A 22,020-nucleotide genomic window follows, 5' to 3' on the forward strand; every position below is an offset into this window, starting at 1 on the left:
GCGGATAGCTGTGAAAACTGACAGTGCCGACGAACGGTTGTGTCTACACCCAGACGCTCAGCCAGCTTGAGACCAGCAACAACACCGCCATGCAGCGGTTGAACCGTTGCATGGCCTTGGGCGAGCGAAACACCCGGCTGCTTCCAACCCCCAGCAATGCCCACGCGCCGAGGCACGGCAAGGCGATCACAAAGAACGCCAGCGACAGGTACAGCACATGGCTCTGGCGTTCATCGCCATTGCCGGCAAACACGCTCACCACCGCCAGGGCCATCATCCAGGTCTTGGGGTTGACCAGTTGCAGGCTGGCGGCGCCGGCCAGGCCCAAGGGTTTTTGCACGGCAGCCGGGTCGATTGACTCGGCGGGGGCGCTGAAGATCTGCCAGGAAAGGTAGCTGAGCCAGGCGACCCCCAGCCATTGCATCGCTGCCTGCACCCGGGGCCAGTGCGCCAGCGACTGGCCAACGCCGGAGCCTACCAGCAGCACAATCCCCGCCGCCCCCGCGCATGCGCCCAGCACGATAGGCAGCGCGGCTTTGAAGCCATACCGTGCGCTGTTACTCAGCACCAGGATATTGGTGGGGCCAGGGGTGATGGAGGCTACAAAAGCGAATAGCAGGAAGGGCAACAGGGTAGGGAACATGGTGGGGCGACTCCGTAAGTGGGGCGATGGAGTCGATGGTTGCAGGGGCGTGGTGGCGTGTCTGGAAGGTTTGAGCAGGGGCGTGCGGACACGGGCAGGGGATAGTAGCGGGAGAGTTATAGGGGACAAAAAAAGGGACAAGTCCATGGTTTAGATGGACCTGTCCCGGTTATACCTCGGTTAGTTAATCAATAACGCATGACGTAGAGTCCTTGCGAGTCACTGTCGGTGAAATAAGCTTTTGAACCGTTTGGTAGTACTGCAATATTGCCAAATCCAAACCCAATATCCACGGGTACAGTCGCTATAAGCCTATCCGTATTTGTATCAAATATGTTGAAGGCGCCGAACCCTGCCGTATAGGCATGAGGAAGTACCGGGTTGACTGCAACCGACGTTCCCGGTCCCGCCTCAATCACGGTCACCAAACTGTTGGTGTTGGTGTTTATTATCATCAAACCATCACCTCTCGCCAAATAGAGGCGAGGGGTGTTGGTACTTAAAGCCATGGGCCCAATCACTCCCTGAATGACAGTTACAACACTATTGTTTGCAGTGTTGAATACAGTGGTATCGACTGGGTTGAAGCCGCCGCCATAGGTCGTAAGATAGGCACGCGTATTATTAGGTGAGCGGGCGATGAAGTGAGACTGACCCGCTATTTGAGCTATTCGATTGCCGGTGGCGGCGTCGTAAGTATAAGCACCGGTCCTCGCAGTAACATATAGCCGAGTGCCTGCAGTATTGATCGCCAAGTCCTGTACATTTTCGGTGGCATAGGTCGCAACTCTGGCAAAGGAGGTTGTACTGATTACCGCTATGCCGGTGTGGATCAGGTCCAGGTAGAGTCTTGATCCGTCCGGGTGAATTGCAAGGTGCCCACTGGACTGAATGTCATACGAAGCCGAGTGAATAATGGCGTCCGTTGCTGTGTCGATAACGTAAATCGCAGTTCTACCACCCCCGCCAACAGCGACATAAACGCGGCGCCCGTCAGGGCTGACGACGACCCCCTTTGATGAGTGACGGAGGGTAGGAATAAATTTGACCTCCGCTAGCCATGTCACGGTATAGGTACTTTGCAGGAGCGGGATGGCTTTTGACTCATCGTCACTGCCGTCATACGTCACTTTGCAGGTCACCGTGAACGTAGTGTTTTTCCCCAGGCTTGCCAGCCAGCTGCGGGAGACAGCTTGGTTGGTGATGCCGTTGGCCGCTTGAGCAGCAGTAATGGCGTGTGCCCTCAGCACCGACAAAGGTTCTACACCTGCCGCCTCCAGCGTGATCCATACACGTTGACCTTGCTTGCTCAATTCCCATTTGGCTACTGAGGCGTGTGCATCCCCGGTGAACGCCTGTAGGTCCAGGGTTGTGCCGCTGTTCATGTTATTGATTCGCGGTTGTGGCGGTCTTCCCGCTGGGATCCTGGCCACTGTCAATACCTGCGTTTCTGAAGGCACCGGGCTGCCATTGATGGTGGCGACATAGCGCAACTCAATGGTTTTGCCGACGCTGTCTGCCAGCACTTCATTGGTAATGACGAAATCCACACGACCGCCGTCCAGGCCGTTCTTGGCGTCAACATCCGCAACACCGCCATCCGGGAAAATCCATTGCAACTGGATGGAATGGCTTGGATTCATGCCGCCATACGCCACCGTGACACTGGCGTTGTCTACGTGGTCCAGCGGCTGAATGGTCAGCGTTGCCCCGGGCTGGTCGTTGAACCGTGGGTGCGGCAGCACGGCGGGCAGGGTTTGCACACGGTGTTCACGCACGCCAAACAGCACGGCGGTGTTTTTGTCGGGGCTTTCTGCCAGGCTGACCCAGAAGCGGATGGTCAGGTGCGAGCCATCCATCAAGCGCTGCAGTTTGTCCACTGGCGCGGGTGGCGAGATACCGTTGGCGGCACCGTTTTCGGTGACCAGGTTGGCGGTGTAGGTGTCCTCGCGGTACGGGCTGCCGTCGGCAAACGTGCCCTCCCAACTCATCCACATAAACTGCCCGGCATCGATAAACGGCCAGACGGATACACGGGCGCGGGCCTGGTCATTGAGTTTCGACAGGTCGAGCAGGGTGCTGTCGCCAATGCCGTCGATCGTCGGTGTGGGCAGCCCGGTGAGGGGAAGCAGGTGCAGGTCGACAGTGTCCGAAGGGTACGGAAAGGCGCCACGGTTGAAGTGGTATTGCACGCTGATCTGGTTGCCACCGGGGCGAATACCCCTGGCGATGGTGCGCGCCGGGATGGTCACGAATACTTCGTTGGTGGACGGGTTGCCCAGGGTGTACTCGGTGGCACTGCCCAGCCCGTCGCGGCTCAACCAGTCGACCTTGATCTGGTCGGTGGCCTGCATCGGCCGGTATCTCACGATGACCTTGGCGCCGCTCAATGCGGCCAGGGGGTTGAGTGCGTCGGGGAACAGGGTGGCGCCGTCGATAACCGGACGCTCCAGTTGCACGCCGCGGCCCACGGTCAGGTTGAGCACCTCGGAGCGCAATACCAGGCGTGGCGGGCCGCTGCGTTCGAGGCTATAGGTAATGCGCAGGCTGCCATTATTGTTGTTGTCGAGGATCGCCCGGCTCACCGGGAAAACCAGGGGCTTGCCTGCCGTGCCGCCGTTGATGCGCACAACGCCACTGGCCGAGCCGTCAAGGCCGGAGCCGATGGCGTTCCAGTGGATCAGGTCACCTTCTTCGGTCTGCCCGTGCGGGGCGGGCAAGGTCAGGGGCAGGGTCAGCAGCAAGGTGGGCGTGGTCACATGGCTGGGGTCGATGTTGTTGCCCAGGGCGCCTTCCAGGTGTGCAGTCGGCATGTTGCCGATGCGCTCACCCACGTGGGCGAACAGCTCGCGGGACTTGCGAGTGGTCAATGCGTTGCCGTCCAGTACGTGGCCGGCGCCATCGTTGACCAGGTAATAAAACGCGATGTCGCCCACGCCTTCAAACTGTTTCAGGTTTTCTTTGCTGACGTAGCGCGTGCCGCCCTGGGCGCCCGCCAGTTGTTCTTCCTTGTAGATTTCGCCACCGCCGCCCGGGCGGATATGCTCAATCACCAGGGTTTCCAGCCAGTCCGGGTTGTGGGGTTCGTAGAAGGGGATCTGCACGGTGATGTCCTGATCGGGCTCGATCAGCCCCACCTCGATCGGTGCGACCGTCACTGCCGGCATCGCCACCGGCGTGCCCACCACGCTGACGGAGGTACTGCCGGATTGCTCCACGCGGCCGTCGTTTTTCAGCCACTGGAACGAGACCCGGAAGGACCCGCCCACCAGTTGTTCGATAATCTCGCGGTCGACGGTGACAAATTCAACGCTGAGGTTTCTGTCCACCACCGGGGCCAAGGGGAACACCTGGGTCGAACCGTCGCCCAGGGTACCGAACAAGGTCACCGCCAATTGGTGCCGCGGCAGGGGCGCCGGGGTTTGCCGAGGCACCGTCACCAGCACTTCGAAGGTTGCCTCGCTCTGGGTATCGAAGTCGATCTGGGTCGCCTCTTCGCCATCCACCAGGAAGATCGGTGCAAAAAGCAGGTCCGGATCCAGCTCGCTGTCCAGGAAGTAGGGTTTGGAATACTGGTATTTATCCCCGGAGAAGTTTTGCACCACGTCCGAGACCCGGAACCGCAGGGTCAGCTTGCCGAAATGCCCCCCCTGCAAAATGATGTCCCTGGAGACAAAGACGCGAATCGGCCCTGAACCCGCGACTTCGGCCGGGCTGACGATATGCGTGACTAAAACCCCATCCCACGACAGCTCGATCTGGTCATTCTGGCGCAGGTTTTCATAGCGCTGGATCAGGCACCAGACCCCGCTGTTGGCATTATCTATATTAACGGTGGAGCCCTCAGGCAGGCCTTCCACCGTCATCACCAGGCCCGGGTGCCATTTGCTGCCGGGGTCGTTATCGCGGCCACCGGGGCGGGTGGTCTTGATCAGGATGGTTTGCAGCGGCGACGTACTCTCCTGGCCGCTGCCGGCCCGCACTACGCGGCCGTATATCTGGACGTCGCCTTCGGGGATGAATTCTTCGGGGACGAACAAGTCGTAACGGTCCCGGTCTTCAAGTGCAATATCGGCGGCGACTGCATTGACCAGGTCGTTGAGGTAGAGGGCGTAGAAGTCGTAATTGAAGTTGAACCAGCGTTCGAAGGTCCACTGGGCAAAGGGGCGCACGTGGCGGATGCCCAGGCCGTAGACCCCTCTTTCAGGATACAGCGTGGCATCCAGCGGGACCGACGGATAGGCTGACTTGGGTGGGTCAAGGTCTTCGACGCGGCGCGACGCCAGGCCTGACGATGGGTTATGCAGCACGAGGGCGTTGCCGGGCGGGTTGTTGTCGCCCAGCGGCGCATTATCCGGGGCTATGGGAAAATTGGGCATGGACAGGCTTCCTTGAATGAGGCGCGGCCCTGAGTGGCCGACGGCTGACAAGGAGATCAAACACCTATCGGGGGGCGTGGCGAACCTGTGAGAATTGACAGTGCCGACGAGTGGTGGTGGCGCAGCTAGCGCTGCAAAACGCTTGAACACCGCTTGCGATACGCCGCCGGCGTCAGGCCATACGCCCTCACGAACCAGCGTCCCAGGTGACTCTGGTCGGCAAAGCCCAGGGCAATCGCCACGTCGGCGGGTTGCTTGCCGTTGGCCAGCCAATGCCGGGCGCGGGCCAGGCGCAGTTGCACCAGGTAGGCATGGGGTGGCAGGCCGAAGGCGCTCTTGAAGGCGCGGGTAAGGCGAAAGCGATCGACGCCGCAGGCCAGCGCCAGTTCATCCATGCCCACATCTTGCTGCAGGTGCGCATGCAGGTATTCCCGGGCCTTGTGCGCCACCCGTGGCAGGCGAGGGTCTTCATGGTAGCGGGTGCGCCAGTGCAGTTGCGCAGTGAGGCGTTCGAGCAGTTGGTCCATCGCCTGTTGCCGCACGATGCGCAGCTCACCTCCGTGCAAGGTCTGGAAGGCCCGGCTGGTGGCCAGGGCCAGGCGCGGGTCGCTGGCCAGGGTACTGGCAAACCCCAGCTGGCTGTCGAGCGGCGCTTCTTCGAACACTGCGCTGACTTCCCGCGCCAACCACTGCGGGTCGAGGTAAAGCATGTGGTAGGTAAAACCGTCCGCCGTGGGCGCGTCGCCGTCGTGCAGCTCGCCGGGCTCCACCAGGAACACCTGGCCGGGCACGCTGTTATGGCGGGTGCGCCGGCAGTTGAACTGCTGCACACCTTGCTCCGTGACGCCCACCAGGTAGCTGTCGTGCCAGTGCGGGTCGTAGGCGTGGCCCTCGAAATGCGCGCGCAGGGTCTCGATGCCGGTGTCGGCGTCCTGAGCCAGGTCGATCCAGTTGTGGGCGGCCATAAAATACCTATGGAATGGAACACTGCAAGAGCGAACAAGCTCGCTCCTGCAGGGGCTTAGCGTCTAGAAGGTTTGTGCAGCTTCATCCAAACAATCCGGCGGCGATGTTGATCGAGAACCCCAGGATCGCCGTGTTGAACAGAAACCCGATCAACGATTGCCCCAGCACCACCTTGCGCATGGTACGCGTGGCAACCCCGACATCCGCCGTTTGCACCGCCACGCCGATGGTGAACGAGAAGTACAGGAAGTCCCAGTAATTGGGCGTGCGTAAATCCTCGGCAAAGCGCAGTGCCGGCTCGGGGCCGTCCCAGGTGTAATACAGGCGCGCATAGTGCACGCTGAAAATCACCCCGATCAGCAGCCATGAGCCAACCACCGTCAGGCCGGTGAAGCCGTAATGCAACAGGCGCTGGCTATCGCTCAGGTCCTTGGTGCCCACCAGGTTCAGGGTGATGGTCGCCAGGCTGGCAATCGCCGCGATGCACACCATGAACAACACCAGGCCGGCGTTCTCGTCCTCGATCTCGGCGATGCGTTTCACGTCGTCGGCCCGGGAATGGCTGGTGAGCCACAGCATCAGCACCAGGTAGGTCCAGACCCCGGCGTTCCAGCCGATGAGGATTTTGCTGATGATCGTGTCGGCGGGAGCCAGGAGCCCCACCGCCAGGCCCAGGACGGCGGCGGAGGACAGGCGAGGGTGGGTGCGTGCGAGGAAGGGCATGGCGCTCACAAATCAGGGATGTGTAAGCACCATAGCGCATTTATTACGTGTGGCGCTTGCGCACCAGCTTCATGACCACGACGAAGAACACCGGCACAAACACCACCGCCAGCGTCGCGGTAATCATGCCGCCGATCACCCCGGTACCGATGGCCTGCTGGCTGGCCGAGCTGGCGCCCGTGGCAATCGCCAACGGCACCACGCCGAGGATGAACGCCAGGGACGTCATGATGATCGGCCGCAGGCGCAGGCGTGCGGCTTTCAACGTGGCGTCGATCAGGTCTTCACCCTGGTCATACAGGTCCTTGGCAAACTCGATGATCAGGATCGCGTTCTTCGCCGACAGCCCAATGATAGTAATCAGGCCGACCTTGAAGAACACATCGTTGGGCATCCCGCGCAAGCTTACGGCCAATACCGCGCCGAGCACGCCGAGGGGCACCACCAGCAGCACCGAGGTCGGAATCGACCAGCTCTCATACAGCGCCGCCAGGCACAGGAACACGATCAGCAGCGACAAACCGAGCAGCAGCGGGGCCTGGGAGCCGGACAAGCGTTCCTGCAACGACAGGCCAGTCCATTCCTGGCCCAGGCCGGGGGGCAGTTGGCTGACCAGGCGCTGGATTTCCTCCATCGCCTCGCCGGTACTGTGGCCCGGTGCCGATTCACCGGAAATCGCGATGGCCGGGTAGCCGTTGTAGCGGGTCAACTGGGCGGGGCCCTGAATCCAGCGCGCCTCGACGAAGGCCGACAGCGGCACCATCTTCCCGGCATTGTTGCGCACATGGATCTTCATCAGGTCGGCCACCTGGCTGCGCTGATCACCTTCGGCCTGCACCACCACCCGCTGCATGCGGCCCTGGTTGGGGAAGTCGTTGATATAGGCCGAACCGATGGCCGAGGACAGCACATTGCCGATATCGGCAAAGGAGATGCCCAGGGCATTGGCTTGCTTGCGGTCCACCTCAAGCTGTACTTGCGGAGCTTCGGCCAGGGCGCTTTCACGCACGTTGGCCAGGATCGGGCTTTTCTCGGCAGCGGCCAGCAGTTCGGTGCGGGCCTCCATCAACGCGGCATGGCCGACGCCACCACGGTCCTGCAGGCGGAACTCGAAACCACTGGAGGTGCCCAGGCCATCCACCGGCGGTGGCAGGATTGCATAGGCAATCGCGTCCTTCAGCTCACTGAAAGCCGCGTTGGCACGGTCCGCAATGGCCGCGGCGGAATCCTTGCTGCTGCGCTCCGACCAGTCCTTGAGCGTGGTAAACGCCAGCGCGGCGTTCTGCCCCGAACCGGAGAAGCTGAAACCCATGATCATCGTGGTATCGCCCACGCCCGGCTCGCCGGCGTTGTGTGCCTCGATCTGCTCGGCGACCTGCACCGTGCGGTTCTTGCTGGCACCCGGCGGCAGCTGGATATCGGTGATGGTGTAGCCCTGGTCTTCCACCGGCAGGAAGGACGAGGGCAGGCGGGCGAACAACACCCCAAGCCCCACCACCAGCACCAGATAGATCAACAGGTAACGCCCGCTGCGCTTGAGGGCGTAGGCCACCCAGCCTTCATAGCGGTCGGTGAACTGCTCGAAGCGCCGGTTGAACCAGCCGAAGAACCCGCCTTTCTCATGGTGCTCGCCCTTGGCAATCGGCTTGAGCAAGGTCGCGCACAGGGCTGGGGTCAAGGTCAGGGCGAGGAATGCCGAAAACAGGATCGAGGTGGCCATCGACAACGAGAACTGCTGATAGATCACGCCTACCGAACCCGGCATGAACGCCATCGGCAGGAACACCGCCACCAGCACCAGGGTGATACCGACAATCGCCCCGGTAATCTGGCCCATGGCCTTGCGGGTGGCCTCCTTGGGCGACAGGCCCTCGGTGACCATGATCCGCTCGACGTTCTCCACCACCACAATCGCATCGTCCACCAAAATGCCGATGGCCAGCACCATGCCGAACATGGTCAGCACGTTGATCGAGAAGCCCAGCAACAGCATCGTCGCAAAGGTGCCCATCAGCGCGATGGGCACCACCAGCGTCGGGATCAATGTGTAGCGGATGTTTTGCAGGAACAGGAACATCACCGCAAACACCAGCAACATCGCTTCGCCCAGGGTGTACACCACCTTGGTGATCGAGACCTTCACGAACGGCGAGGTGTCGTACGGAATTTTGTATTCGACGTTGGCCGGGAAGTAGCGCGCCAGTTCGTCCATCTTCGCCCGCACCAGGGTCGCGGTGCTCAAGGCGTTGGCGCCCGGTGACAGCTGCACGCTGACGGCGGTGGACGGCTTGCCGTTCAGGCGGGTGGAGAACTGGTATTCCTGGCTGCCGATTTCCACCCGCGCCACGTCACCGACGCGCACGGTGGAACCGTCCGGGTTGGCCTTGAGCACGATGTCGGCAAATTCGGCCGGGGTCGACAGTTGGCCTTTCACCAGGATCGACGCGGTGATTTCCTGGGTTTTGGTGCCCGGCAAATCGCCGATGCTGCCGGCCGACACCTGGGCGTTCTGCGCCGTAATCGCCGCGTTGACGTCGGCCGGGGTCAGGTTGAAGCCGATCAGCTTCTGCGGGTCGATCCAGATGCGCATTGCGCGTTCGGCGCCGTACAGCTGGGCCTTGCCCACACCGTCCAGGCGCTTGAGTTCGTTCATCACGTTGCGCGCCAGGTAATCGCTGAGCGCCACGTCATCGAGCTTGCCGTCACTGGAGGTCAGGGTCACCAGCAGCAGGAAGCCGGCGGAGACTTTCTCCACCTGCAAGCCTTGCTGCGTCACGGCTTGGGGCAGGCGCGGCTCCACCGCCTTGAGGCGGTTTTGCACGTCAACCTGGGCCATCTCCGGGTCGGTGCCCGGCTGAAAGGTGGCGGTGATGGTGGCCGAACCGAGGCTGCTCTGGGATTCGAAATACAGCAGGTGATCGGCGCCGTTAAGCTCCTGCTCGATCAGGCTGACCACGCTTTCGTCCAGGGTTTGCGCGGAGGCACCCGGGTACACCGCATAGATCTCGACTTTTGGCGGCGCGACGTTGGGGTACTGCGCGACTGGCAACTGCGGGATGGCGAGGGCGCCGGCCAGCAGGATAAACAGGGCGACCACCCAGGCGAAGATCGGGCGGTCAATAAAGAACTGCGGCATGTTTAACGATCCTTATTGGCCGGATGCCTGGGCGATGGGCGCGGGGCTGTCGTCGACCTGGACTTTCTCGCCAGGGCGGGCGTGTTGCAGGCCTTCGACGACGATACGGTCACCGGCCTTCAGGCCGCGGGTCACCACCCAGCGGTCATTGACCACCGAACCCAGTTCTACCGGCTGCTGGCTCACGGTTTGCTCGGCGTCCAGCAGCAACACCATCGGGATCCCGGCGCTGTCGCGGGTGATCGCCCGTTGCGGCACGCTGATGCCTTGCTGGTCGACGGCTTGCTCCAGGCGCACGCGGATAAAGCTGCCGGGCAGCAGGTCGAGGTCCGGGTTGGGGAACTCGCTGCGCAAGATGATCTGCCCGGTGCCCGGGTCGACGCTGATCTCGGCGAACAGCAACTTGCCCGGCAGCGGATACAGGCTGCCGTCATCCTGGATCAGCGTGGCCTTGGCCTGGTCCTGGCCGACTTGCTTCAAGTGCCCGGCGCGAAAGGCCCGGCGCAGGTCGTTCAGCTCGCGGGTGGATTGGGTCAGGTCGGCGTGGATCGGGTCCAGTTGCTGGATCAGCGCCATCGGTGTGGCTTCGTTCTGGCCCACCAGCGCACCCTCGGTCACCAGCGCACGGCCAATCCGACCGGAAATCGGCGCAGTCACGGTGGCATAACCCAGGTTCAATTTGGCGCGCTGCACGGCGGCCTGGTTGGCGGCCACATCGGCGGCGGTTTGCCGGGCGGCGGCGCGGGCGTTGTCGTATTCCTGGCCGCTGATGGCGTTGCCTTCCACCAGTTGGCTGTAGCGCTGCTCTTGCAGGCGCGCCTGGAATGCATTGGCCTCGGCCTTGCGCAGGCTGGCCTGGGCGCTGTCGAGGTCGGCCTTGAACGGCGCCGGGTCAATCCGGAACAGCACATCGCCCTGTTTGACGTCATGGCCTTCCTTGAACACCCGTTGCAACACCACGCCGGCCACCCGGGCGCGCACTTCGGCGATGCGTGGCGCGGCAATCCGTCCGCTCAACTCGCTGGTGATGGAGAGGGGCTTGGCTTCCAGGGTTTCGATCCGCACCTTGGCCAGCGGCGCCTCGGCGGCGTCGTCCGCCGACTTGCCACACGCGCTCAACGCCAGTGTCAGGGCCAACAGGCAAAACGGCGCAAACAGATTCTTCGACATGCTCATATCCCAATATTGACTGGCGCATCCTACGGGCGCCCCCGCCACAGTGCTGTGAAGCTCTGTAGGTGGTGTGTGAAGAAATGTAAGGTGCGACCCACAGATGCACGCGGGCGTATATCCTTCATAACCGCCGAACCTTACACGATCTTCCTGATACCGAAGATCAAATGTGGGAGCGGGCTTGCTCGCGAAGGCGGTGTGTCAGTCGCCGTGTGCGTTAACTGAAACACCGCCTTCGCGAGCAAGCCCGCTCCCACATTGGATTTGCGTACTACTCAGAAATTGTATTATTTGGAAATACCATGCCCAACATTCTTCTGGTGGAAGACGACGCCGCGCTCTCCGAATTGATCGCCAGTTACCTGGAACGCAACGGCTATCACGTCAGCGTGCTCAGCCGTGGCGACCACGTGCGTGAGCGTGCGCGGCTCAACCCACCGGACCTGGTGATTCTCGACCTGATGCTGCCGGGCCTCGACGGCCTGCAGGTCTGCCGGTTGCTGCGGGCCGACTCGGCCACGCTGCCGATCCTGATGCTCACCGCCCGCGACGACAGCCACGACCAGGTGTTGGGCCTGGAAATGGGCGCCGACGACTACGTCACCAAACCCTGCGAGCCGCGGGTATTGCTGGCGCGGGTGCGAACCTTGCTGCGCCGCAGCAGCCTCACCGAACCCCAGGTGGCCAACGATCAGATCCTGATGGGCAACCTGTGCATCGACCTGTCGGAACGCACCGTGACCTGGCGCGGCCAGCCGGTTGAGCTGTCCAGCGGTGAATACAACCTGCTGGTGGTACTGGCCCGGCATGCCGGCGAAGTGCTCAGCCGCGACCAGATCCTGCAACGCCTGCGCGGCATCGAGTTCAACGGCACCGACCGTTCGGTGGACGTGGCGATTTCCAAGCTGCGGCGCAAGTTCGACGACCACGCGGGCGAGGCGCGCAAGATCAAGACCGTGTGGGGCAAGGGCTACCTGTTCAGCCGTTCCGAGTGGGAATGCTGAGCCATGTTTCGCGTCCTGATTCGGCTGTACCTGATCACCATCGTCACCTTTGCCGCCGCGATCTACCTGGTGCCCCGGGCGGTGATCCAGCTGTTTGAACACCGTTACATGAACTACAACATCGAGCAGTCCCGAGGCATGCAGAGCCTGATCGTCAAGGAGTACCGACGGGTGCCGATGGAGCAGTGGGCCAATGTCACCGTGCGCCTGTCGGCGGATTTCGCGCCGCTGAAGGTGCAACTGCTGCGTATCCAGGACGCCAGCTACACCCCTGAAGAACAGCGCCTGCTGGAAAAAGACCAGATGGTGATTCGCCTGGGCGAGTGGGGCTGGGCGGACGACGTCAGCTCGGCCCTGGACGACCAGTTGGTGGTCAAGGTCTCGGTACCGCCGGACCCGCTGGACATGAACCTGCTGTACTGGAGCATGAACGTGCTGATCGGCGCGGCGCTGCTGGGATGCCTGCTGTTCTGGCTGCGGCCCCACTGGCGCGACCTGGAACGCCTGAAAAGCACCGCCGCGCAACTCGGCCAGGGCAACCTTGCGGCCCGCACAAAAATCCCGCCCAGCTCCAACATCGGCAGCCTGGCGGCGGTGTTCGACACCATGGCCAACGACATCGAACAGCTGCTCAACCAGCAACGCGACTTGCTCAATGCCGTCTCCCATGAACTGCGTACGCCGCTGACGCGCCTGGACTTCGGCCTGGCCCTGGCGCTGTCCGACGACCTCCCGGCGGCCAGCCGTGAGCGGCTGCAAGGGTTGGTGGCGCACATTCGCGAGCTGGATGAGCTGGTGCTGGAGCTGCTCTCCTACAGCCGTTTGCAAAACCCGGCGCAAACACCCGAGCGGGTGGAAGTGGTGCTGGATGAGTTCATCGACAGCATCCTGGGCAGCGTCGACGACGAACTGGAAAACCCGGATATCGTGATCGACGTGGTGCTGGACTGCGCCGTGGAACGCTTCACCCTGGACCCGCGCCTGACCGCCCGGGCCCTGCAAAACCTGCTGCGCAACGCCATGCGGTATTGCGAGCGGCGAATTCAGGTGGGGGTGAAGGTGTGTCCCAGGGGGTGCGAGATTTGCGTGGATGATGACGGCATTGGCATTCCGGTTGACCAGCGAGAGCGGATTTTCGAGCCGTTCTACCGGCTGGATCGCAGCCGGGATCGAGCCACTGGCGGTTTTGGCCTGGGATTGGCCATCAGCCGGCGGGCGCTGGAGGCGCAGGGCGGAACATTGACGGCCCAGGCTTCACCATTGGGTGGTGCACGCTTCCGGCTCTGGCTGCCGAGTTAAAGAACACCACAAAACCATTGTGGGAGCAGGCAAGCCAGCTCCCACATTTGATCTTCATCGTTCTTCAGTCCCGAATTTGGCGTTTGCACAGCCTTACCACCTCACGCGGTGCCTTGTTATAGTTCGGCCCCTATTCCAGCCGCCAGTCAAGGATCACTGCCATGTCCGAATACCAAGCCTTTGTCGTCGAACTCAGCGGCAACGTCGCCCATGTGCAGCTCAATCGCCCGGAAAAGATCAACGCGATGAACGCGGCGTTCTGGACCGAGATCATCGACATCTTCCAATGGGTCGAAGACACCGACGCGGTGCGAGCCGTGGTCATCAGCGGCGCCGGCAAGCATTTCTCCTCCGGCATCGACCTGATGCTGCTGGCCTCGGTCGCCAACGAGTTCGGCAAGGACGTGGGCCGCAACGCGCGCCTGCTGCGGCGCAAGATCCTCGAACTGCAAGCCTCCTTCAACGCCGTCGACAACTGCCGCAAGCCGGTACTCGCGGCGATCCATGGCTACTGCATCGGCGGCGCCATCGACCTGATCAGCGCCTGTGACATGCGTTACGCCGCCGAAGATGCGCAATTCTCCATCAAGGAAATCGACATCGGCATGGCCGCCGACGTCGGCACCCTGCAACGCCTGCCGCGCATCGTCGGCGATGGCATGCTGCGCGAGCTGGCCTACACCGGCCGCCAGTTCGGCGCCGAAGAGGCGCGCAGCATCGGCCTGGTAAATCGGGTGTACAGCGATCACCAGAGCCTGCTGGCCGGCGTGCTGGAAATCGCCCGGGAAATCGCCGCCAAATCGCCGATCGCGGTCACCGGCACCAAGGCGATGATCAGCTACATGCGTGACCACACGATCAATGACGGTTTGGAATACGTTGCCACCTGGAACTCAGCTATGTTGCAATCCAACGACCTGCGCGTGGCCATCGCGGCCCATATGAGCAAGCAGAAACCCGACTTCGTGGATTGACTGAACATGACCCCAGGCTGGATTACCACAACGCTGCTGGACAACGACGCCCCGGGCGGCTGGGCCGTGGCCCGCAGCCGTGAAGGCTTTTTACACGACCAGAACGGCCCGCTGTTTCCCCGGGAGTGGCTCAAGCGCCAGGACCTCTCGGTGTTCGCCGAGCATGGCATCGGCCACCTGGACGGCGAGCCGGTGTACCTGCTGGAACTCAACAGCCCCGCCGACGTTCCGGGCTGCGGCTGGCAGGGCCTGCGGGCATTCATGCTGCAGGGCGATCACACGCTGTACAAAGTCCTGGGCTACGCCGCGCAAATCGGCACCTGGGCCCGGGAGCATCGTTTTTGCGGCAGTTGCGGCCAGGCGATGGTGCAGGTGCCGCGGGAGCGGGCGATGTTCTGCCAGGCCTGTGACCTGCGCAGCTACCCGCGTATCTCGCCAAGCATGATCGTGCTGGTGACCCGTGGCGACGAGATCCTGCTGGCCCGCTCGCCGCGCTTTGTCACGGGGGTCTACAGTACCCTGGCGGGGTTTGCCGAGCCGGGTGAGTCTGCCGAGGACTGCCTGATTCGCGAGGTGCGTGAAGAAGTGCAGGTGGAGGTCAAGAACATCCAGTACATGGGCAGCCAGTGCTGGCCGTTCCCGCACTCGATGATGCTGGGCTTTCACGCCGAGTACGCCGGCGGCGACATTGTGCCCCAGGCTGACGAGATCGAAGACGCGCAGTGGTTCAACATCCATGAACTGCCGCCGTTGCCGGCGTCGCGCTCGATTGCGCGCTACCTGATCGACCTCTACCTGGCCCGTCGCCTAGGTCACGCTGAACCAGTGCTGCCAGGCTAGGCGCACCGTCAGGCCGAGCACCACGGTGATGAACACCGGGCGAATGAACTTGGCGCCGCCGCTGATGGCGCTGCGTGCGCCAAAAAAAGCGCCGCACATCACCGACACGCCCATGCACAGGCCGACAATCCAGTCTACCGAGCCATTGAAAATGAACACCGTCAGCGCCGCCGCGTTGCTGACGAAGTTCATGCTGCGCGCCACGCCGCTGGCCTTTACCAGGTCGATGGGGTGCAACAGCATGGTACTCACGGTCCAGAAGGCCCCGGTGCCCGGGCCGGCGACGCCGTCGTAGAAACCCAGGCCAAAGCCCTGGGTGGACTGCCATTTCTTCTTGATCGGTGCGTCGTTGTCCAGCGCCGCCTTGGGCGTGCCGCCGAACAGCAAATACAAACCGCAGCCGAACACAATCACCGGGAGCATCTTGTTCAGGGTTTCTGCCGGCAGGTAATGGGCCACGACCGCGCCGGTGAGTGCACCGACCAGGGTGCCGACGATGGCATGCACCCACTGGCGCGGATGAAACAGCTTGCGCCGGTAGAAGGTAAAGCTGGCAGTGGCCGAGCCGAAGGTGGAACTGAGCTTGTTGGTGCCCAGCACCAGGTGGGGCGGCATGCCGGCGGTCAGCAGGGCGGGCGTGGTGAGCAGGCCGCCACCGCCGGCGATGGCGTCGATGAAACCGGCGATAAAGGCAACCACGGCGAGGATCGCCAGGGTGGTGAGGTCAACGCTGAGTTCGAAAGGCATGGGCAAGACTTAGTCGGCAGGGCGCAGCAAGGGCTGCGCGAAAGGCCGGTATCTTACCCATAACCCTGGGTCGAGGCGATCCAAATGTGGGAGCGGGCTTGCTCGCGAATGCGCAGTGTCAGTCACCGGATAGAGTGGCTGATCCACCGCATTCGCGAGCAAGCCCGATCCCACATTTCAACCGTGCCCGCTTGGCTATTTATGTGTTTCGACCCACTCCAGTGCGGTCCGCCAGATGCAGATCCCCAGGAAGTACGCCGACATCAGCAACCACAGGCCCAGGGTCAGGCGATTGGTGTACGGGAAGTCGATCACCAGCAGCAGGCTGCACAGCAACCAGATGGTGGTCACGGCAATATTGATCGGCATGAAGCGCTTGACCCGGAAAGGGTGCAGGAACTTCATCGGCGTCACGGTCAGCAACGCCAGGCCGATCACGGTGAGCAAGGTGACCCAGGCTTCCGGCTGGATGATATAGACGCACAGCGCCACCACGTTCCATGCGGCGGGGAAGCCGACGAAGTAGTTGTCCTTGCTCTTCATGTTGACGTTGCAGAAGCAGAACAGCGACGACACCAGAATCACCGACACCGTAAACAACGGGGTGAAGTCCGGCAGGGCGATATAGCGATAGATAAACAGCGCCGGAATAAACACGTACGTCAGGTAATCAATCACCAGGTCCAATACCGAGCCATCGAAGCTTGGCAGCACTGTTTGCACATTCACCCGTCGCGCGAGAGAGCCGTCGACCCCATCGACGATCAAGGCCAGGCCCAGCCACAGCAGGCAAGCCTTGGGCTGGTTGTCGAGCAGTGCCAGGGTGGCCAGGAAGGCCAGTACTACACCGGTGGCGGTAAAACCATGGGCGCCCCAGGCCTTGAGACGGGCTACATGCAGGGTCGATATCACAGGGGCGTTCTCCAAAAGGTGAAACAGGGCAGCCGACGGGGTAGCACCGTCGAATCTGGCCAGAGTGTGCAGGTATCGACCGGGAAGGGTGGGATAAGGTTCACCACCCGGCGTAGGTTAAGCGTAGCAAGCGCAGGACGTTTCGGCATCAGCCTTGGCGAAACACCAGTGCCTTTAATCCGCTTTGCGGGTCGATATCGGGGAATTCCGGCGGGTTTTCCAGCCGCTGGTCAAAGCGCAGGCCAGGCGCTTCGCGGGTTACGCCGTCGATCAGGAAGTCTTCGCCGAACGCCGGGTCGTTCATGCACGCCAGCACCGTACCCTGGGCCGTGAGCAAGTCCGGCAGGCGACGCAGCACCCGCTGGTAGTCCTTGGTCAAAAGGAAACTGCCTTTCTGGAACGAGGGCGGGTCGATGATCACCAGGTCGTACGGGCCGCTGTTGGTGACCTTGGCCCACGACTTGAACAGGTCGTGGCCGAGGAACGTCACCTTGCTCAGGTCGTGGCCGTTCAGGCGGTGATTGTCACGACCACGGCTCAGGGCGCCTCGGGCCATGTCCAGGTTCACCACATGCTCGGCGCCGCCTTCGATGGCCGCCACGGAGAAACCACAGGTGTAGGCGAACAGGTTCAGCACCCGCAGGCCATGAGCCTGTTCGCGTACCCAGTTGCGGCCGTAACGCATGTCGAGGAACAGCCCACTGTTCTGCTTTTTGCCCAGGTCGATCAGGTAGCGCAGGCCGCCTTCGGTGATGGTCAGTTCGTCGACCACCTCGCCCAGCAGCCATTCGGTGGTGCTTTGCGGCAGGTAGCGGTGTTGCAGCGCCACGGTATGGGCGCCGAATGACCGCCAGTCGATCTGCACCAGCATCTGCTTCAAGGCCTCAAGCTCCGTGGCTTCTGGCTCCTTGAACAGCGAGACCAGCACCACGCCTTGCAGCCAGTCCACCGTCAGTTGCTCCAGGCCCGGCCAGCAGCGGCCACGCCCGTGAAACAGGCGCCGGGTCTCGGCGGGGACGGTTTGCAGGGCGTTCAGCAAATGGGTGTGCAGGGTGGCGAGTGCGTCTGGGTTCATCGGGCAACGTCGGTCATTGAGCGGGCGGCATTTTAAACACAATTGCGGGGTGTTCGGGAGTTGAAGCACAACGTGCTTTGAATTTGCTGATTGGCAGTGATTTATGCTCAAAAGTCCCCGAGAGGCGGCGCACAACAGTCAAAAAATCCCTTGGCACCGACATAAACTGGAAAAAAAGCCCGGAGGTGCCCATGAACGGTTTCGCGAGTGCAGTGAGTCAGACAGCGATGGACCAGGAAGAACTGGCCGAATGGCGCGATGCCCTGGCCTCCCTGATGGCCAACGCCGGCGCGGCGCGCGCACGGGAGATCCTCGACATGCTGGCGGATGCCGGCGGCGCGCCGCACATCGCCTGGAAACCCCGGCATGGCACGCCCTACATCAATAGCATCGCCGTGGAGCAGCAACCGCCGTTTCCCGGAGACCTGGCCACCGAAGAACGCTTGGCCTCAGTGGTGCGCTGGAACGCCCTGGCCATGGTGGTGCGCGCCAACCAGGCCTATGGCGAACTGGGCGGGCATATCGCCAGCTACGCCAGCGCGGCGGATTTGTTCGAGGTGGGCTTCAACCACTTTTTCCGTGCCCGCAACGACAGTTTTGGCGGCGATCTGGTGTTCTACCAGCCGCATTCCGCCCCCGGCATCTATGCTCGCGCCTTCCTTGAAGGGCGCCTGAGCGAGGCCGACCTGGCCCACTATCGCCAGGAAATCGGTGCCGGCAAGGCGGGCGCCCGAGGTTTGTCCAGCTATCCCCATCCGTGGTTGATGCCGGACTTCTGGCAATTTCCCACCGGGTCCATGGGCATTGGCCCCATCAGCTCGATTTTCCAGGCGCGGTTCATGCGCTACCTGCAACACCGCGGCTTGCAGGACACCACCGACCGCCACGTATGGGGCGTATTCGGCGACGGCGAGATGGACGAACCGGAAAGCATGTCGGCCCTCACCCTGGCCGCCCGTGAAGGCCTGGACAACCTGACCTGGGTGGTCAACTGCAACCTGCAACGGCTCGACGGCCCGGTGCGTGGCAACGGGCGAATTATCGACGAGCTGGAGGCGTTGTTCGCCGGTGCCGGCTGGAACGTGATCAAGCTGGTCTGGGGCTCGGACTGGGACGCCTTGCTGGCCAAGGACACCGACGGCGAGCTGGCGCGCACCCTGTCGCAGACGGTGGACGGGCAATTCCAGACTTTCGCCGCCAAGGACGGCGCCTACAACCGCGAACATTTCTTCGGCCAGAGCGAGGCGCTGTCCAAACTGGTCGAGGGCCTGAGCGACGAGCAGATCGACCGGCTCAAGCGTGGCGGCCATGACATGGTCAAGATCCACGCGGCCTATCACGCGGCGCGCCGGGTCGCCGGCAAACCCACGGTGATCCTGGCCCAGACCAAAAAGGGCTTTGGCATGGGCGAGGCCGGGCAGGGCAAGATGACCACCCACCAGCAGAAGAAGCTCGACCGCGAGGCCTTGATCGCCTTCCGCAATCGCTTCCAGTTGCCGCTGTCGGATGAACAGGCCGAATCCCTGAGCTTCTACAAACCGACTGAAGACAGCCTTGAAATGCGCTACTTGCACCAGCGCCGCGCCACCCTCGGCGGGTATGTGCCGAGCCGTGGCCAGCAGGCGCCCACCGTGAGTGTCCCGCCGGTGTCGGGCTACGGCGCGTTTGCCACCCAGGCGGAGGGCAAGGAAATGTCCACCACCATGGCCTTTGTGCGCATGCTCACCAATCTGCTCAAGGACAAGGCCCTCGGCCCGCGCATCGTGCCCATCGTCGCCGACGAAGCGCGCACCTTCGGCATGGCCAACCTGTTCAAGCAGATCGGCATCTATTCCAGCGTCGGCCAGCGCTACGAGCCCGAAGACATCGGCTCGATCCTCAGCTACCGCGAAGCCACCGACGGGCAGATCCTTGAAGAAGGCATCAGCGAAGCCAGCGCCATCAGTTCCTGGGTCGCGGCGGCCACCAGTTATTCGGTGCATGGCCTGCGGATGCTGCCGTTTTACATCTACTACTCGATGTTCGGTTTCCAGCGCGTGGGTGACCTGATCTGGGCCGCCGCCGACCAGCGTGCCCGAGGTTTCCTGCTGGGCGCCACTGCCGGGCGCACCACCCTGGGTGGCGAAGGCTTGCAGCACCAGGACGGCAGCAGCCACCTGATGGCCGCCACCGTGCCCAATTGCCGCGCCTACGACCCGGCGTTTGCCGGCGAGTTTGCGGTGATCCTCGACCATGGCATGCGCCAGATGCTGGAGCACGATGTGGACGAGTTCTACTACGTGACGCTGATGAACGAAAACTACCCGCAGCCGAGCCTGCCGGAAGGCGTCGAAGCGGCGATCATCAAAGGCATGTACCGGCTGAGCGGGCAGCCTGGCGGCATGGTCCGGTTGCTCGGCTCCGGCACGCTGGTGCGCGAAGCCCAGGCAGCGGCGCAATTGTTGGCGGAGGATTGGCAGGTTGACGCTGAAGTGTTCAGTGTCACCAGCTTCAGCGAACTGGCCCGGGACGCCCGTGACGTGGAACGCTGGAACCGCCTGCATCCGCAACAGCCGGCGCGGCGCAGCCACCTGGCGGAGTGTTTGCCCAAGGGCGCGCCGGTGGTGGCGGTATCTGACTATGTAAGGGCGGTGCCGCAGATGATTGGGTCATACGTGGATTCGGCTTACACCGTGCTGGGGACGGATGGCTTTGGTCGCAGCGATACCCGGGCGGCGTTGCGGGATTTCTTCGAGGTGGACCGCCATCACATCGTGCTGGCGGCGCTGACGGCATTGGTGGAGCAGGGGAGTCTGGACAAGCAGGTTTGCCAGCAGGCGATAGAGCGTTATGGGGTGCAGACCGATCGCGAGCCGTCCTGGACCTCCTGAGCGACAAAGATCTAAATGTGGGAGCGGGCTTGCTCGCGAATGCGGTGTGTCAGTCAATATATCCGGCAACTGATACACCGCTTTCGCGAGCAAGCCCGCTCCCACACTGGTTCTGTGTGGTTGTCTAAATACTGGCTATCAACGGCGCCCCAAACGATTCCCGCAGAAACCCCGGCGCGATATACCGCTCGTAATGCGCCTCGGACAACAGGAAAAACTCCCGGTCAATCGCATCCCGCAAATCTGCCAGATTGCGCTCGCGAAACTCCGGCAACAGCGCCAACCCATACGCATCCAGCTTCGAAATCACCCGCGCGCCCCGGGCAATCAACTGGTACGCCCAGCAATACGGCGACTGGTGGGGCACAAAGCGGATCTTGCGATCTTCCAGTTGCTGGCGCAGGCGCTGCGGGTCCAGCACCTGCAGCTTGCTGGTCATCACCTGCACCAGCAGTTGTTCCAGGCGCAGCCACACCGCCTGTTTCTCCTCGGCGTTGTAGCCGTTCCACTGAATCACTTCATGGTGATAGCGCTTGCAGCCCCGGCATACCAGGTCTCCGTAGACGGTGGAGCACAGGCCGACGCAGGGGGTCTTGATGGTTTGATTGGGCATAAAAAAACATCGACAGGTGAAACAACACGGCCCCCGAAGGGGCCGCTTTAAATCAATCCCAGCTCAGCGCGCCGCCAGTCTGGTACTCGATCACACGGGTCTCGAAGAAGTTCTTCTCTTTCTTCAAGTCCATGATCTCGCTCATCCACGGGAATGGGTTAGTCGTCCCTGGATACTCTTCCTTCAACCCAATCTGCGACAGACGACGGTTCGCGATGAACTTGAGGTAGTCCTCCATCATCGCGGCGTTCATGCCGAGTACGCCGCGTGGCATGGTGTCACGCGCGTATTCAATCTCCAGCTGAGTCCCTTGCAGGATCATCTGGGTCGCTTCTTCCTTCATCTCGGCATCCCACAAGTGCGGGTTTTCGATTTTGATCTGGTTGATCACATCGATGCCGAAGTTCAGGTGCATCGACTCATCCCGCAGGATGTACTGGAACTGTTCCGCCACGCCGGTCATTTTGTTGCGACGGCCCATGGACAGGATCTGGGTGAAGCCGCAGTAGAAGAAGATACCTTCCAGTACGCAGTAGTACGCCACCAGGTTGCGCAGCAGCTCTTTATCAGTCTCAACGGTGCCGGTTTCGAACTTCGGATCGGAGATCGAACGGGTGTACTTCAAGCCCCAGGCAGCCTTTTTGGCGACCGATGGAATCTCGTGGT

At 62.2% G+C, this 22,020-nt stretch carries 16 protein-coding genes; 5 read left to right on the top strand and 11 right to left on the bottom strand.

The features are described from left to right. Positions 1–43: 43 nt before the first annotated feature. The 6 genes from HX805_RS27090 to HX805_RS27115 all read right to left on the bottom strand — a co-directional run bounded on the left by HX805_RS27090 (position 44) and on the right by HX805_RS27115 (position 11,017). Positions 44–643 (bottom strand): LysE family translocator, encoded by a 600-nt coding sequence (locus HX805_RS27090; protein ID WP_177021201.1) that lies wholly within the window; start codon positions 641–643, stop codon positions 44–46. A 188-nt stretch (positions 644–831) separates the two neighbouring features. After that, the gene (locus HX805_RS27095; protein WP_177117461.1) at positions 832–5,022 is read right to left on the bottom strand and encodes a YncE family protein; all 4,191 of its coding nucleotides are present in this window, start codon (positions 5,020–5,022) and stop codon (positions 832–834) included. 125 nt (positions 5,023–5,147) lie between these two features. Next, the gene (locus HX805_RS27100; protein ID WP_008431232.1) at positions 5,148–5,987 is read right to left on the bottom strand and encodes an AraC family transcriptional regulator; all 840 of its coding nucleotides are present in this window, start codon (positions 5,985–5,987) and stop codon (positions 5,148–5,150) included. 82 nt (positions 5,988–6,069) lie between these two features. After that, entirely contained in the window at positions 6,070–6,711 is a 642-nt protein-coding gene (locus tag HX805_RS27105) for a DUF1345 domain-containing protein (protein WP_003214055.1), read from the bottom strand. Positions 6,712–6,754: 43 nt separating this feature from the next. Further along, positions 6,755–9,847 (bottom strand): efflux RND transporter permease subunit, encoded by a 3,093-nt coding sequence (locus HX805_RS27110; protein ID WP_177117462.1) that lies wholly within the window; start codon positions 9,845–9,847, stop codon positions 6,755–6,757. A gap of 12 nt (positions 9,848–9,859) precedes the next feature. Continuing rightward, positions 9,860–11,017, bottom strand: a complete 1,158-nt coding sequence (locus tag HX805_RS27115; protein ID WP_023658897.1) for an efflux RND transporter periplasmic adaptor subunit — start codon at positions 11,015–11,017, stop codon at positions 9,860–9,862. A gap of 305 nt (positions 11,018–11,322) precedes the next feature. Here HX805_RS27115 and HX805_RS27120 point away from each other — a divergent pair, with 305 nt between their 5' ends. From HX805_RS27120 to nudC, 4 genes are all read left to right on the top strand, one after another. After that, positions 11,323–12,024, top strand: a complete 702-nt coding sequence (locus HX805_RS27120) for a response regulator transcription factor (RefSeq protein ID WP_008430287.1) — start codon at positions 11,323–11,325, stop codon at positions 12,022–12,024. 3 nt (positions 12,025–12,027) lie between these two features. Then, positions 12,028–13,323: an ATP-binding protein gene (locus HX805_RS27125; protein ID WP_177117463.1), complete on the top strand. Its 1,296-nt coding sequence runs from the start codon at positions 12,028–12,030 to the stop codon at positions 13,321–13,323. A 161-nt stretch (positions 13,324–13,484) separates the two neighbouring features. Next, a complete protein-coding gene (locus HX805_RS27130; RefSeq protein WP_102369234.1) occupies positions 13,485–14,297 on the top strand; it encodes a crotonase/enoyl-CoA hydratase family protein in 813 nt (270 codons plus the stop codon). Positions 14,298–14,303: 6 nt separating this feature from the next. Next, positions 14,304–15,137 (top strand): NAD(+) diphosphatase, encoded by an 834-nt coding sequence (nudC, locus tag HX805_RS27135; protein WP_008430294.1) that lies wholly within the window; start codon positions 14,304–14,306, stop codon positions 15,135–15,137. Here nudC and HX805_RS27140 read toward each other — a convergent pair. The 3 genes from HX805_RS27140 to HX805_RS27150 form a co-directional block, all read right to left on the bottom strand. Continuing rightward, the gene (locus HX805_RS27140) at positions 15,105–15,884 is read right to left on the bottom strand and encodes a TSUP family transporter (RefSeq protein WP_003208505.1); all 780 of its coding nucleotides are present in this window, start codon (positions 15,882–15,884) and stop codon (positions 15,105–15,107) included. The two genes, nudC and HX805_RS27140, sit on opposite strands and share 33 nt — an antisense overlap. A gap of 195 nt (positions 15,885–16,079) precedes the next feature. Then, positions 16,080–16,796: a phosphatidylcholine synthase gene (pcsA, locus tag HX805_RS27145; RefSeq protein WP_003208507.1), complete on the bottom strand. Its 717-nt coding sequence runs from the start codon at positions 16,794–16,796 to the stop codon at positions 16,080–16,082. A gap of 148 nt (positions 16,797–16,944) precedes the next feature. Beyond that, positions 16,945–17,871, bottom strand: a complete 927-nt coding sequence (locus HX805_RS27150; protein ID WP_177023324.1) for a class I SAM-dependent methyltransferase — start codon at positions 17,869–17,871, stop codon at positions 16,945–16,947. A 191-nt stretch (positions 17,872–18,062) separates the two neighbouring features. Here HX805_RS27150 and mdeB point away from each other — a divergent pair, with 191 nt between their 5' ends. Next, positions 18,063–20,741 (top strand): alpha-ketoglutarate dehydrogenase, encoded by a 2,679-nt coding sequence (gene mdeB / locus HX805_RS27155; protein WP_177117464.1) that lies wholly within the window; start codon positions 18,063–18,065, stop codon positions 20,739–20,741. Positions 20,742–20,865: 124 nt separating this feature from the next. Here mdeB and HX805_RS27160 read toward each other — a convergent pair whose 3' ends face one another. Both HX805_RS27160 and HX805_RS27165 read right to left on the bottom strand, forming a co-directional pair. Then, the gene (locus tag HX805_RS27160) at positions 20,866–21,354 is read right to left on the bottom strand and encodes a DUF1289 domain-containing protein (RefSeq protein WP_003208512.1); all 489 of its coding nucleotides are present in this window, start codon (positions 21,352–21,354) and stop codon (positions 20,866–20,868) included. 52 nt (positions 21,355–21,406) lie between these two features. Beyond that, the coding region (locus HX805_RS27165; protein ID WP_177035193.1) for a ribonucleotide-diphosphate reductase subunit beta at positions 21,407–22,020 on the bottom strand (614 nt) is incomplete at its 5' end.

Source organism: Pseudomonas sp. G5001, from assembly GCF_013385475.1.
In the GTDB taxonomy this organism is placed as follows: domain Bacteria; phylum Pseudomonadota; class Gammaproteobacteria; order Pseudomonadales; family Pseudomonadaceae; genus Aquipseudomonas.